Source organism: Rhizorhapis sp. SPR117, from assembly GCF_021742065.1.
Genome location: NZ_JAKKIE010000016.1, coordinates 1 through 13,283, shown reverse-complemented (window position 1 = coordinate 13,283; position 13,283 = coordinate 1). Strand labels below are relative to the sequence as shown.

12 protein-coding genes are annotated in these 13,283 nt (G+C 59.3%); 9 read left to right on the top strand and 3 right to left on the bottom strand.

Annotation, left to right across the window (positions count from 1 at the left end):
• Positions 1-130 precede the first annotated feature (130 nt).
• Positions 131-1,126 carry a tetratricopeptide repeat protein gene (locus tag L3X40_RS08200; protein ID WP_237365155.1) on the top strand — a complete coding sequence of 332 codons (996 nt, stop codon included), beginning with the start codon at positions 131-133 and terminating at the stop codon, positions 1,124-1,126.
• Between the two features lie 13 nt (positions 1,127-1,139).
• The gene (locus L3X40_RS08195) at positions 1,140-3,620 is read left to right on the top strand and encodes an NACHT domain-containing protein (protein ID WP_237365154.1); all 2,481 of its coding nucleotides are present in this window, start codon (positions 1,140-1,142) and stop codon (positions 3,618-3,620) included.
• Positions 3,621-3,633: 13 nt separating this feature from the next.
• On the opposite strand, the gene L3X40_RS08190 is transcribed toward L3X40_RS08195, so the two are convergent.
• Positions 3,634-4,041 (bottom strand): hypothetical protein, encoded by a 408-nt coding sequence (locus L3X40_RS08190; protein ID WP_237365153.1) that lies wholly within the window; start codon positions 4,039-4,041, stop codon positions 3,634-3,636.
• Between the two features lie 84 nt (positions 4,042-4,125).
• On the opposite strand from L3X40_RS08190, the gene L3X40_RS08185 reads away from it, so the two are divergent.
• From L3X40_RS08185 to L3X40_RS08155, 7 genes are all read left to right on the top strand, one after another.
• Positions 4,126-5,136 carry a hypothetical protein gene (locus L3X40_RS08185; RefSeq protein ID WP_237365152.1) on the top strand — a complete coding sequence of 337 codons (1,011 nt, stop codon included), beginning with the start codon at positions 4,126-4,128 and terminating at the stop codon, positions 5,134-5,136.
• Positions 5,137-5,145: 9 nt separating this feature from the next.
• Complete coding sequence (locus L3X40_RS08180) at positions 5,146-5,583, top strand: hypothetical protein (protein ID WP_237365151.1); 438 nt, start codon at positions 5,146-5,148, stop codon at positions 5,581-5,583.
• Positions 5,584-5,904: 321 nt separating this feature from the next.
• Positions 5,905-6,420 carry a helix-turn-helix domain-containing protein gene (locus L3X40_RS08175; RefSeq protein WP_237365150.1) on the top strand — a complete coding sequence of 172 codons (516 nt, stop codon included), beginning with the start codon at positions 5,905-5,907 and terminating at the stop codon, positions 6,418-6,420.
• On the top strand, positions 6,421-7,032 hold the full coding sequence (locus L3X40_RS08170) for a DUF3800 domain-containing protein (protein WP_237365149.1): 612 nt from the start codon (positions 6,421-6,423) through the stop codon (positions 7,030-7,032).
• A 448-nt stretch (positions 7,033-7,480) separates the two neighbouring features.
• A complete protein-coding gene (locus L3X40_RS08165; protein ID WP_237365148.1) occupies positions 7,481-8,974 on the top strand; it encodes a hypothetical protein in 1,494 nt (497 codons plus the stop codon).
• 60 nt (positions 8,975-9,034) lie between these two features.
• Positions 9,035-9,622, top strand: coding sequence for a hypothetical protein (locus L3X40_RS08160; RefSeq protein WP_237365147.1), 588 nt, complete (start codon positions 9,035-9,037; stop codon positions 9,620-9,622).
• Positions 9,623-9,698: 76 nt separating this feature from the next.
• Positions 9,699-10,703 (top strand): VRR-NUC domain-containing protein, encoded by a 1,005-nt coding sequence (locus L3X40_RS08155; RefSeq protein WP_237365146.1) that lies wholly within the window; start codon positions 9,699-9,701, stop codon positions 10,701-10,703.
• 351 nt (positions 10,704-11,054) lie between these two features.
• Here the strand turns inward: L3X40_RS08155 and L3X40_RS08150 are convergent, their stop codons facing one another.
• Both L3X40_RS08150 and L3X40_RS08145 read right to left on the bottom strand, forming a co-directional pair.
• Positions 11,055-12,464 (bottom strand): tyrosine-type recombinase/integrase, encoded by a 1,410-nt coding sequence (locus tag L3X40_RS08150; protein WP_237365145.1) that lies wholly within the window; start codon positions 12,462-12,464, stop codon positions 11,055-11,057.
• A 316-nt stretch (positions 12,465-12,780) separates the two neighbouring features.
• Positions 12,781-13,086 (bottom strand): hypothetical protein, encoded by a 306-nt coding sequence (locus tag L3X40_RS08145; RefSeq protein ID WP_237365144.1) that lies wholly within the window; start codon positions 13,084-13,086, stop codon positions 12,781-12,783.
• Positions 13,087-13,283: the final 197 nt, after the last annotated feature.

Below are 13,283 nucleotides of genomic sequence, written 5' to 3'. Positions count from 1 at the left end.
GCCTCTAGCGCGCTGTCGGTACGACGGTTTTGAAGTAGATCGCCAGAGAACGGCAACATCGTCAAAATCGCTTCGATGAATATGACAGGCAGTTGAATCGCGAACTGATGCGCAAGGAGGCCGAACACGGATGGGGATTGGATTTCAGATCATAGACGGTGTTGGCCGCTTCTCAGTCGATGACCTTCTCCACCAGGCAGAAAAGCGGCTGGACGATGTGCTTGATCGGCACAGCGCCAGGATGCTCTCTGATCCGGCCTACATCGCCGAACTCAAGGCGATCGTGACGGATAGTCCCGAATATATCGACGGCCATGCTCATTTGGGGCATGCCTTGCTCGCATCGGGGAAAACCAGAGCCGCCTTATCCTCCTATGAGCGCGGGATCGCGGTGGGTGAAGCCGCTATTCCCGTAGATTATTCCGGCACTCTCTCCTGGTACGAACTGGACAACCGGCCTTTCCTTCGCGCGCTGCACGGTGCGGCGCTGGCGCAGCTTCGCCTCAAGAAGCGCAAAGCGGGCCTTACCCTGATGGAGCGCATGCTGTCGCTCAATCCCGATGATAATCAGGGCGTCCGTTACCTGTTGGGATCGGAATATCTGCGTAACCGCGAACCGGAAAGGGCCGGTTTCCTGCTGGAAAGCTGGGCCGAACACTATCCGCCCTGCGCGTATGATCTGGGCCTCTTGCGCTTCAGGCAAAACAAATATGTTGCTGCCGCCACCCAGTTACGCCGGGCATTTACCGCGAACTTCTATATCGCCGACATTCTCTGCGGACATCCCGATCCTGAGCCGCTGTCGATATGGCATGGCTCCAATCACGCCATGCCCGAGGTCGCACACGACTATGCGCGAGACTATGGAAAACTCTGGCATGCTACAGGCGATGCACTGCCGTTTCTGCACTGGCTCTACCACCATCCGACAGTGATGGTTGAACGGGCCGCGCTCATGGACTGCCGAGAGCAGTTGCAGTGGGAGCACGGTGTCGAGCAGCGACAGAATATTCTGGGCCGCGAGCAGGAATTGCTGTCGCAGATCGACGACCGGATTTCAGAAGAGATCGTTACCATGCGGTCCACGCGCGATGGTCGGCCCGTTTATCCCTGGTGGCGGTTGTGAGCGAGGCGCGGCGATGAGTGCGACGCAAAAGGGAAATGCATTTCGCGATGCCGTTGCCCAACTCCTGCGCGCTGCCGGCTTCTCGCACACGGAAACGGAAGTCCAACTCGGCTACAAGAATGCCGACGTATCCGCCGTCTGGCTGCGCGACGAGGTAGCGGGCGAACAGCGCTACGCCTTCGAGACGAAAGCCTATTCCGGCAGTCTGACGCTCGGGGAGTGCAGCCAGTTTGCCTATGATTATGGGCCGTTGATCTCGAACGACACGATCGATCAGGCATGGCTCGTCTCGCAAGGCCCGATCACGCCGGAAGGCCGGAAGGCCGCACAGAGCCAACGCGGGCTTCAGGCGATGACGTTCGCCGAACTACAGCGGCGTCTGATGCGGCTCGACCCTTATCTAAAGGCACTTGTCGAAGCGCACCAGCGCAGCCGGCTTGCCGAATATTATGTCCCGCCGGAGACCGCCACCGGTGAGGACCTGGCCGCCTATGTCGAGGCATGGCAGGCCGAGCAGGACGCACCGCCGCTTTTCGTCCTTGGCCCTTATGGCAAAGGCAAATCGACATTCGCCAACTATCTGGCTGCCACTATGGCCGCACGAGCACTGGAAGATCCAACGGCGCGCGTCCCCATATTGGTGCGTCTCGGCGAGATTGCAGATGAGCAATCCCTGGAGGGCCTGCTGGGCAAGGTATTCGCCAGCCAGCACCGCGTCCCTGGCTATCATTTCGACACCTTCGCCGCCCTCAATCGCAACGGCCGTTTTCTCGTCATTTACGATGGCTTCGACGAGATGAAGCATGGTCTGACCCCATCGAAGTTTCAGACTGTCCTCGCCGAACTCATGAAGCTGGATCAGGGCGACGCCCGCATCCTCGTGCTCGGCCGCGACACCGCCTTTCATGACGATGTGGAATTCAAGGCCGTCATAGATGGCGTCCAGACCACTCCAGCAGGTCGATCGATTCCGACGCCGGGGCGGCGGGCCTATCGACATGTCGAGATTCGCGGCTTCACACCTGATGAAGCGCGGTCTTATGTCGAGCGCTACTTCCCGATCCGAGCGGCGGAGGAACAGGATGGTCCCGCGACCGATCCCAAATGGGTCGAGCAGCGCGTTGCCGAACTCGTCTCAGGCCGGTTTGACCAGCTTCTCGAACGACCTGTCCATGCGCAGATGCTGTGCGAGATCGCCGCGCACCCCGCCCAGCTCCGCACCGATATGTCGGTCTATGAGCTGTTCGACAGCTTCGTGCATTATCTCCTGCTGCGCGAACTGGAGAAACGCGGGCGTGACAAGGATTTTCCAATCAAGGTCAGGCGCCGGTTCAACGCGAGCCTTGCCTGGTGGCTGTGGGAACGCGGGGGAGCATCGACGACGACCCTGAACGACATCCCCCAATCGCTATGCGACGAAGCGACTCGCGACATCAGCCATTCGCTCCAGAAGGAGGAAATGCGCCGGGAATTGATCCAAGGGTGCCTCATCGAAAAAGGCGCGCAGACGATCTATTTTCATCGTTCGATCCAGGAGTTTCTCGCGGCCGAGCATCTGATCGAAACCGACCTTCTCCAGCGCGGCGGTTATGGTGCCAATTGGCTCCAGACCCTGACCTCTGCAGTGACACCCGAGGTCATCGAGTTTGTGGTCGCCGGTGCGAATGTGAACGCGGAACGGCGGGAACGCGCCCTCAAATGGTTCGATGCCTTGTCCGGCGCTCGCGCATACCGCGTACCGCTCGCCGGCTTCGATCTGTTCATTCAACTGGCCAAGGCAGTTGATGGGAAATTGCCTGCGGTTCCTGACTCGCCCTGGCTGGTGTGGTTGGCTTTCTTCCTGCGGACGGGTGCAAAGGATTTTGCGCACCGGGGACGGAACACCTTCAATATCCTTGCAGATATGCTCATCGGTGCGCGCAACGCGGATCGCGAAGTGCAGGCTGCAATTCTCTATGCGCTGTCGCGTACATTGTTTCACGCACGCCGGGGGCAGGACGGGAACGTGGCCCTTGCGGTTTCCGCCCATCTCCCGGTCGAGCAACTCAAGGCTCTTGTTGGCGAAGCAGCTGCCAAAAAATCGGAGCGGCAGATCGTCCGCTATAATGAAGATTACCTGCTGTGGAGCCTTTTGAGGTCATGGCGGGTGGAGCGTAACGACGCCGATGTCCTTACGCTGACGATCGATCTCTCACGGATGCACGATGACGCCATGGGCGTGATGCCCGATGGCTTCGAAAGCGATCTCGATAATCCCGAGCATACGGTGTCCCTGCCGGTCCAGTCGATCTATGTTGCGCTCAGTAACCGCAAGCCGGCCGTCAGCGAACGCGATATCGACGCCATTCGCCCATTCTTCAACGATGCGAAGCTGCGCGCAGCATTCTCTCCTATTGAGATCGTCCATCGGCAGGCGGCGCCTGTGCTGGAGACCGCGCCACCGGCACGGGCCGCAAAACCTAAGCTCGGAATTCGCAGTCCATCGCGCGAATGATGATCTTTCGCCGTTAGAAATGGAAGAGATGACCATCCTCGGCGGCGAGGAGGCTGCGGAATAATGCCGCCCAATCACCTGACACGGGCACGATGAGCTGTGCTGAATCCTGTTCGGCATAACGGGTCTGGATTTCGAAATGCTGGCCGAACAGAGCATCGCAATGAGCGCAGCCATTGCTCATATAGGCTCGCGCCAGCGTCTTACTGAACCGGGCCTTGATCTTTCCCAAATGCTGCACTTCGGCGATGGCTTCGTCCAATTCGCCAACCAACGCCGGATAGTCCGTAAAATCCGCGACCGAGCACTCGGTGTTTTCGTGGGCGCACGTCAGAAGAAGCGACGAAACAATCCTTGTGTCGGCACCGCATGACCAGCAACTCGCCGGTGCGGTTCGGATGATTACGCTCAGATTGTCCATGGTGATTCCATCATTGCGTAAAGCGCGCCGAATTGTGAAGGCATATTGGGGACCGCGATCCCCGCCAAAGGGAGGGGATGCGCAATGCTGTTGATGGTCGAGGATGTACGCGAAAAACGCGATGCGCAAAAAGCGATGGAGACGTCCGTTCGCCAGCACCTCGGGGATCAGGGAGTTCGGAATATCGGATTTCCGAGCGGGAATGTCGATGAACGCCTCTACGCTAACGGCTCGGGCTCCTTGTGGGCGGCCTTCAGCAAAGCAGACGAGGCCGCCGTTCCCCGTCGCTGGAATGCCTTTGGCGTCTTCGAGCCGAAGCGACATGCCCAGATCATAACGGTCGAAATCAATATCCCCACCACGTCCAACTCCGCACGGGTCGCCGGGTTTTTCGCGCGTGATGCGGCAACCGGCGAAATCTATCTCTTGCACGATGGCAGCATCGGTGGCGGCAAAGCCGGTGTTGGCCGCAGTGCTTTTCTTGCCTGGTCCAAGGCATCGCTTGAGGATGTCAGGTCCGCCGATGGTAGCGACAGGGCTGGAATCATTATAGGCCGTGTCGACTCTGAGGATATCGCTGGCCGCCTCTGGCATTTCGTCCAACTCGTCAAAGGCTTCAAGGATGCCGTCGCCCGTGGGGATCTGGATGACCCGGCCGTGCGGCAAGCGATTGCGGAGTGGGAGAATTTCAATAGCGAAGGCTCCGGGCGGCGGCGGGGGCAACGGCGTTCCGAGATCGATTATATCTCTTATCACGGCGATGTGGTCGAACGCTTGTTCGAAGAGCGCAAGGCTCGCTCTGCCGATGGCGAGCGGGTCCTCAACAGCAAACTAATCGATCTGTACGTCCGCAAGGGCGAGACCATGACCGAAATCTACGAGGTCAAGACACGCACTGACAGGCAGTCGATCTATACCGCGATCGGCCAACTGATCAGCCATTCCACCGATGCGCCAACAGGCATCAGGCGGACATTGGTTCTGCCGGAAGGGCCGTTACCGCCGGATCTGGAGAAAGCCTTGGAATCGCTGCCAATCGAATTACGCCGTTTTTCGCTCTCTGCCGGCAAAGCGCCCAAGGTCATTCTCTCGTAGGCGGGATCGATGTGCGAGATGATAAAGCGCGGACGGCCGAAGAAGGCGGAGCTTGATCGTTCCGCCATGGCGCTGCTCGGCTTCCTTGAGCGGAATCGAAGCGAACGGCTTTTGCGCTACCCATTTTGCGGCCTGTTCCCGCAGAATAGCTGCGAGAGCGTGTCACTCATTCTCACCATCCTGCTGGAAGAAAAGTACGGCCTTGAGAATGTCAGGATCATCAAGGGCACCAATCGCCAGTACGGGCATCATCTATGGGTCATGGTCGAGGATCTGGTCTATGATCTGACCGCCCATCAATTCCCGGATCGTGAACCCGTGATCGGCGGGCTGGTCGATACGTTTCTGCGTGATGAATATGCCGATTGGTCGGTTGAAACCCAACGGGATTTCGTCGACCGGGATGAGGTGCTTGCCTTGTATCGCGCCGGCGTCATCCCATTCTGAACGATAGCGAGGGCGGTTGCTGCCAATGGAACGCGTACCTGCGCCTTTGCCGCTAGCGGGTTCTGTGCAGATCGACGACGGAGGTCGCCGATTCGGAGCAATTTTGTCAAAACCGACCGGACATCCAGGACGGGTGGTTCCTGTTACTCGGTTAATCCGCTTCCCAACTTATCCGGTTTCCTTGGGTCCTTATTAAGATAGGACATTCAGGCCTCCACCCACCAGTCGGTATTGACTAGTCCCTACCGGATGAATATGTCCGATCGCCTGATCTTGTTTTGGCGCTCTTTCCGCCGCATGTGCAGGATATGGAGAACGCCAGTGACTGACAAGACCCAATCCGAAGTGAATGCGACCGCTGCGAAAAAATCGGCGCGCAATGCAGCGTCCGAGAAAAAATGGGGAGCCAAGGTAATCGCCTTGGGCTTCTGCATTTTGCCCTCGCTGCTGCTCCGTGCGCAGCGCCGCCTCGGCCTCAGCCCTACACAGCTCGCCGTGTTGATCCAGCTCGCGGACTTCTGGTGGGACGCCGGTCGCAAGCCTTTCCCCAAAAAGGCTGATCTGGCCCAGCGCCTTGGCCTCAGCGAGAGGCAAGTCCAGCGTTATATCGCTGAACTGGAGGAAGCTGGTTTCGTCCAGCGTATCGAACGGCGCGCATCGCACCGGGGCAAGATCTCAAACGAATATGACCTACAGGGGCTTGTAAAGCGCCTCGCCGAGATCGAACCCGACTTCCGTGAAGCCGCTGAAGAAGCCCGCGCGGTCCGCAAGGCCGTAGCGCGCCCCGGCGTTCGCCGCCGGACGAAAATCGCTGCAACGTCGGCAGAAGAGGGCTGAGTGGCGGTTCGTCTCAACAAGAAGGTGCTTTGCTTTATCGACGAGTTTGGAACGGCGGGAACAGCGCCCTTCCATCTCGGCGCGGTGTTCGTGCTCGCCAGTGAGGCGGGCCGGATCGACAAATGCTTCAGCGATCTGCTCGAAGCCAATGTCAACGAGGTCCACGCGGCGAATATGAGCGACGGCTATCTGCAGGGATTGCTGCATCGCCTCTGGAACGAGGCGCCGCAGGACCGCATCATCCTGCTCAACCAGAAGTTCGCCATGCAGGATGGCGATCCGCCGATCCTCTATGCGCAAGCTGTCGTGGAAACGGTGAAAATCGGGCTGAAGCGGTTCCGTACGGTTCTGGGCCAGAACACGATTGCCAATATCGACGTCATCACCGACGTTAATCACCACAATGACCATCCCGCGTTTCAGACGGAGCTGGACCGAGCGCGCCACGATGATGGTCGCTTCAAGGGCGTCAATCGGATCGCGCGTCTGGATTCGGCGGCATCCCGGTTGCTGCAACTGGCGGATGTCGTTGCCTATGCGCGGAAATGGATTGTCGCAGAGGACCTCAATGCGCAGGGATTGCGCGATCGTTTCGGGATCGAGCTTCTCTAAAAGAAAGAGCCGCCCCGAAGGGCGGCTCATGGAACTGGTGAGGGAGAATGGTGGCCGGCAACCAGGGATTTGCGGCCCTGGGTAGCCACGGCGCTCGCCAAACACGCGGTCGGGAAAGTCGCCTTACAGGTCTCCCTGCAATTCCCATGTACGCGATATGCGCGCCGGTTTCAAGATATCTCCGGACACGCATGGCCTCTGCACACGGGTTATATCCTTCTTATAGGCACCGGACATTAATGACTGGTGAGTGGCGCAGGTTCCGCACTCTGCCTGTTTCCAAGCTCAAACGGTTACAGGCTGACGCCTGGCCCAGTTGAAATGACCGCAAGGGCAGGCATCAGCGGCATCCGTGGATGATATATCGGTCATTTTATAGAAACGAAGCAAAGTGGCTACCACACCCCAGCAGGTTGAATTGATAAGATAGTTGGCTCACGGATGTGACATGCCTGAGATCACTCTTCGCGTGCCCGAGTTTCTCAAAATGGACGACGAGGCGATGCAAGCGCATTCCATCGCTCGGCGACGGGATGGTCGTTGGAGCGCCCTGTCCCAGTATCTGATCAAGCATTTCGAAACCGATCGCCTGAACTTAAACGAGGCATGGGCGAACACGCCGCTCGAGTGGATGTGCCCCGCCTGTCGGCGTCCGAAAATAGACATCGCACGGAAGACCGGCAGCGGGCTTGTCCTTTGCCAGCTTGAGTGGCATCACGATCACCTTGGCGACGCCGCCATGAGAATATTGCGCGAGCGCGCATGGCACGGTGTACCCGATGCGCAGTTAAGTCAGCGCAAACGCGCATGCGCCGCGGTATTGCCCCTCATCGAGAGGTTTGCCGAGACGCTCGTTTGTGTGGACTGCAATGCGGCTGATGCCGCCATGAAGGCCGAACTCGGGCCGTGCGCGCATCGCGATTTCAGCTTCAGTCCGCTCGAAATTGGGGCATTCGTCAGACCTCGGCCACACAGTCCTCACGAGCGGGATTTGGTACGTGGCCGCGAAATCTGGGCGAAGGCGGATGCGGAATTCAGGGAACGCCTGCGCTTTGTCGAACAGATGGCTGAAAGACTGGGGGCCGGTCTGCATGACCGGGAGCAACATAACGGCTCGCATTTCGTCCGGGGCGATGAGGATGCCCGTATGTTTCTCGATCTGGCGCGCGAACAGGTCGGTGCTCGTGGAGAGCTGCCCCACTTGGCCGAAGCTCTCAGGGCGCGTTCCTGCGCGGCTGACGGCCATCGCTCGGTGCAATCCAGTAAACCGACCTCGTCTGCGCGCGCGCCGTCACTGCAAGAGTTCGCGGCTCATGATGAGGCGATGCAGAAGCCGGGGCCATGGCGCCGCGCTGGCGCCAATTGGCAATGCGCCTGCTGTTTTCGCAGCAAGCGGGAAATCATGCGGATCTCGAGCAAAGGGAAATGGACGGGACAAATCCACGAGATCAGCGATTATGAAGTGGAACGCGACTCAACGGCGTTGCGATTCCGCTCGATTTATCGTGAGGAGGCCCCGATCTTCCGCTCGGCGCGGCAAGTGACAATCTGTCAGGATTGCCGACTGCTTCTCACCGACGCCGGCAAGCTTCGTTCGGGTAAGGGCAGAAGCGAAGACCATCTCTCGCCCGATCATCTTCGATCCCTTGTCGGAAATGCAGTGCCTCATGCGCGGCATCGTGTCTCCGACGAACAGTTGCGGGCCGCGATCGCAGCAAGCCGGCACTGGTCGGAAGCTGCCGCCGATTTCTGGAAGCACCGCGATCACGTATCCGAAGCCGCCCTGAAGCTGGCTCAGTTGATCGACGGCCGAGGTCTCCCTCCAGCTGATGCGCACCAACAGGCGATCGCCGATCTGACTGCTTCTGGTAGCCTTCCGAGCTGGGATGCGGCCCAATGTTTCGATTGGCTGATGGACGAGCGCGTGCGGCTCAAACAATGAACGGAAGCTCGGTGGTTTTGGCCACGGCGCTTAAAACAGGTCGATGGATAAGGGGGGCGAATGAAGCGATTTTTCGAGAGGCTGCTCGGGACACATTCGGATTCCGAAAAAAGGCGGCCAGTCTACGTGCCGGGCGGATTGGTGATCGAACCTTTCAGTCACAATCTTGTCAGGATCCCGCAGCTCGATTTCTTTGGTCCCCATGCAGCGTCTCCGAATGGCCAATACCATCTCATTTGGCTGGACAGAAATCCGGAAGGTACGATTGGAGGGCACCGCCAGGAGGGGCATGGTAGCTGGGCTCTCATGGGGAACGGCGGTGAAAGGCTCGCCGAGGGCCGGCTGGAGCGCCCCCAAGACGGCCATGTTGCCGATGATGGTACGTTTATCCTGAGTGACTGGTTGTTTGGCGATGGTCTCAAGAGCCGCCTGATTGCCTACGGCGTGGATGGCCAGCAACTGGTCCAGCGTGAATTCAGCGCGAACATGGCAAGCACAAGTCTATCCCGCGATGGCGGCTATGCCGTCTGCCAAACGGCCAACGCCCCCGGCAGCACGGACAGTTGCCGTTATTTTCTCTTCGACCTTTCGCTGGGGCAGGAAATCGCCAGCTGGGTCCAGGAAACGGGGGTGGGCGGAGTCCTATGATTTCGATACCGAAAACCGGTGCGTGTACCTCACCGGAACGGACGGCGAGCGCGTTGGATATACTTTCGAGGGCATAATGGTCGACCGGCGAGGATGGCAGGCCAAGCGAATCGCAGCGGGTGACCTCGATGTTATTCGGCCGACTATCGATGTCGATGGGGCAGCGCTGGCCCCGCAGCTCCGCGAAGCGATCCTCGCCGGTCTTTCCGTAGCGATCGCGAGCGGTGAAGTTTGGAAGCAGGCTCGGGCGATTCGCCTCCAAGGCGAGATGCAGGAGCAGACCGGCGACGTCGATGCAGCGATCGATTCCTACGAGAAGGCGCTGACGATCGACCCGCAGGTGGGTGTGTCGCGACGGCTGGCCAAACTGCAAAAGGTCAGGAGCCTGAAAACAGGCAAGGCCCCTGCGGCGAAAGTCAGCCGGTTCGAACAGCAAGCCCGCAGGTTGGGCATCGAGCACGAACTCGTCCCTCTGGAACGAGGAAGCGGCAAGGAATGGCGAATGCTGCCGAGTGGTACCATGGGTCCCGTCGAGATGGCCGCGCTCGATCACTATGCCACTCAGGGATGGTCTGGTGCCGCTGCGGAGGGTGGGCTCATGCTGACGCTGCTCAAGGCCGCATCGTTCGATGCGCTGCCGGCACGTCATGCAGACACGTTCATCGAGGCGCTCTATGCACAAAATGTCGCATTTCCCGAGGATCGGTTCGAACACGGCACCCTGCTGCGGTCCGTTTCTCGTGCATCACGCGCGCAGATCGAACATAACTGGAAGATTATCGCCGCCACGGCGGGCGAAACACCCGCCTTCTACCCCGCTGTGCGTGCAGAGCATGTCTTCGCGCTTTTTGATCAACTCGGGCCGCGCCGCTTACGGGATGTTGCCGAACTGTTTGCCCAGGCCCCCTATGACCTGCGCGCGGGCTGGCCGGACCTCACGCTGTGGCGGGATGGCGAGATACGCTTCGTCGAGGTGAAAGCCCCAGGAGATTCCATGCACGCAAGCCAGGCGAGACTGATCTCCACCATACTCGTTCCCTTGAGCTTCAATGTCGGGATCGCGGAAGTCCGACCGGCATGACACGATCTCGTCTCATTGTTGGGCAAATATCGTTCACGAACCTCGATCCTTCATATCACCGGGACGCGCCCGCCCAGCGATCGATCATGTGATCATCGGCCCCCTTGCGCCACGTGCGGCATCCCCGCGCGGGGTGCCGACATCATGATGCAAGCCGATCCAGCGTAACGCCGCTTCCGCTATCGGTCGGGGCCAAATGAATGCCATTCCGCTGGGTGGCGCTCGCTCGTGAAGCAGATTGAGGTTTTATTCGAACAGCAACTGAAACTTCGGCGGCTCGCGAAGGCTGCTCCGGTCGAATGCAATCATAGTGGTAGGACGACGATCCCACCCGTATCAGCACGCCGCCCTCTATGCTGGAGCGAGAGCGTTGATGACGATGCGCAGCCGCTCCGCTTCCGCACCACCTTGCATCAAGGTTTCCGCCACCCTGCGAAGCAACAGTTCATCCTCATCGGCTGGTGGTGTGGCCGCTTCCGCACCGGTCATACCGTCGAGTGCAGCGGCGATCCGCTCTGCTACGCGATCTGCGGCGTCGCGGGCCGGGCTATGCTGGACATGGGCATAGATAGCCGTGGATCGGGGATTGGAATGTCCAAGGATTGCACCGGTGAAAGCAATGGCTTCTCCGGAAGATATCGCGGTTGATCCCATCGTATGCCGCAACGTGTGCGGGGTCACGCCGGGTAGCTCCGCTCTTTCGACTACCCTCTTCCACGGAGTCTTGTAACCAAGGAAGTAGCCCTCACCGTGATCCGCCGGAAAAACGTACTCGAACGCGTCGTCACGTTCGATGTTCTTCAGCACCGCGATCACCGCCTGGCCGATCGGTCGCACACTTTTGCCCGTTTTCGTGTCGCTGAGACGTAGACAGCCATGGTCGAAGTCGACCTCCTGCCATTTGAGGCTTGCAATTTCCTCCCGTCGGCAGCCCGTGAGCATCCATAAACGCATAATGTCGAGAGCTTTTCGGTTTGTTCCTTCCGCCTCCAGTTCGCGCAAGGCGTCGCCGAAGCGCTTGATCTCCTCCAACGTGAGATAGCGTTCCTTGTGGTTGTCGGTCTTCCGAACTGCAGCCGTTTCGCACGGATTCCGCGTGACGATCTCTCGCCGCCGGGCGAAGCTGAACACGGCGGACAAGTCACGAAAGACCTTGCGGGCGGCGCCTTCGCCGCCGCGAACGATGATACGTTTCCGCGGGCCGACCTTGTTGTCGCAAGCGGTTTTGCCCGCTTCGACGTCTCGGAAGAATCGCTCAATGTCCCCGGCAGTGACATCCGATGCTCGCCGATTGCCGAGCAGGGGCACAACGTGGTGTCGCAGTCGGGCAATAGTGTATTGTTTGGTCACCGCCTTCATCGGCTCGCCTTGGCGCTTCCCGCGCTGAATGTAGCAGCCTTCCTTCTCGTAGAGATCGATCAGGTCGCTGATCCGCATCTCCCTCCGCTTGGACTGGAGTAGTGCGGCCGGATCGGCGCCGGTCGCGGCGCCACCAAGGATCTTCTTTGCCTCCTTGCGCGCCAGTTCGGGGGTCAGCGTGCCGTAACGACCGATGGTGATGCGGCGTTCGGGTGCCCGCCGACCGCCGCCTTCAGCGCGATACTTCGCGATGAAGGATTTGACGCCGCTCGGCTCTACGCGAAGGCCGAAGCCGGCCAGTTCACTATCCCAAATATGATACCGCTGGGCGCGGGGAGAAGCTGCATCTACAGTCCGCTTTGTAAGGGAAATTTTGGCAGTTTCTAGCGTGTTTTGGAGCATTTTCAGTTCACCACCCATTCACCACCGCGCACGAAAAGAGGCGGGTATTTATGGAGAATAGCAGCGGAGTGCAATGGCGTAAACTCTTGATTTATAGTGGTTTATACAAGAATCGAAAACTCTGGCGTAGGGCTTTGCAATTTTGCCAAGGTTGGGGTCGAGGGTTCGAATCCCTTCGCCCGCTCCAGTTTTCCTTGTGAATTCAGTGGCTTGTCTGTGGTGCAGTCTCTTCGGACGCGAGACGGAATTACCGTAGACACCACCTAGCCACCACGCATTCGCCAGCATTTGCCTGCGCGCGCAGCGATCCTTCGCCCTATCGACGATCAGTCGGCCCGGAGACCGCCGCCACGCTTTCCTCTATCGTTTCCGCCCACTTGGCGAGGATCGCACCCTGAAGGCCGTCGTCTTCGCTTACGACGACGCCGAACAGCGCCAGCATTTCGGCGAAGCGCCCCGCGTCGAGATGCCCTCCTCCCTGAAGCGCCGTTGTGAGGACCGCCAGCGCCTTGCCGTGGGCGGCAATGACTGCTCGTTCTGTAGTCGTGATTCGGCGGCCTCGCGGACGGCAGAGCCAGCCCCACCAGCCGCATTCCTTGGTGTCGCTTGTTACAGTGTTCATTGCCTGCCTCCGACCGTCCGGCGACTGGCGCCGGGACGGTTGATCACGCGTGAACACTGGGAACCGCGCCCCACGTATTTCCCGTGAGGGTATTATATTTCGTGGGCCGCCCGACATAGTCTGTTGATTGTCGCTGAGAAGTGACCCGGTAGCGGCATAAATTTTCACTGAGATTTGACCCATGTTTGAACCACTCC

What these genes read in the sequence shown, in the direction of transcription:
- L3X40_RS08185 (WP_237365152.1), top strand. Translation starts at nt 4,126, where the DNA reads ATGCTGTTGATGGTCGAGGATGTACGCGAAAAACGCGATGCGCAAAAA.
- L3X40_RS08190 (WP_237365153.1), bottom strand. Translation starts at nt 4,041, where the DNA reads ATGGACAATCTGAGCGTAATCATCCGAACCGCACCGGCGAGTTGCTGG.
- L3X40_RS08150 (WP_237365145.1), bottom strand. Translation starts at nt 12,464, where the DNA reads ATGCTCCAAAACACGCTAGAAACTGCCAAAATTTCCCTTACAAAGCGG.
- L3X40_RS08195 (WP_237365154.1), top strand. Translation starts at nt 1,140, where the DNA reads ATGAGTGCGACGCAAAAGGGAAATGCATTTCGCGATGCCGTTGCCCAA.
- L3X40_RS08200 (WP_237365155.1), top strand. Translation starts at nt 131, where the DNA reads ATGGGGATTGGATTTCAGATCATAGACGGTGTTGGCCGCTTCTCAGTC.
- L3X40_RS08145 (WP_237365144.1), bottom strand. Translation starts at nt 13,086, where the DNA reads ATGAACACTGTAACAAGCGACACCAAGGAATGCGGCTGGTGGGGCTGG.
- L3X40_RS08160 (WP_237365147.1), top strand. Translation starts at nt 9,035, where the DNA reads ATGAAGCGATTTTTCGAGAGGCTGCTCGGGACACATTCGGATTCCGAA.
- L3X40_RS08180 (WP_237365151.1), top strand. Translation starts at nt 5,146, where the DNA reads ATGTGCGAGATGATAAAGCGCGGACGGCCGAAGAAGGCGGAGCTTGAT.
- L3X40_RS08155 (WP_237365146.1), top strand. Translation starts at nt 9,699, where the DNA reads ATGGTCGACCGGCGAGGATGGCAGGCCAAGCGAATCGCAGCGGGTGAC.
- L3X40_RS08165 (WP_237365148.1), top strand. Translation starts at nt 7,481, where the DNA reads ATGCCTGAGATCACTCTTCGCGTGCCCGAGTTTCTCAAAATGGACGAC.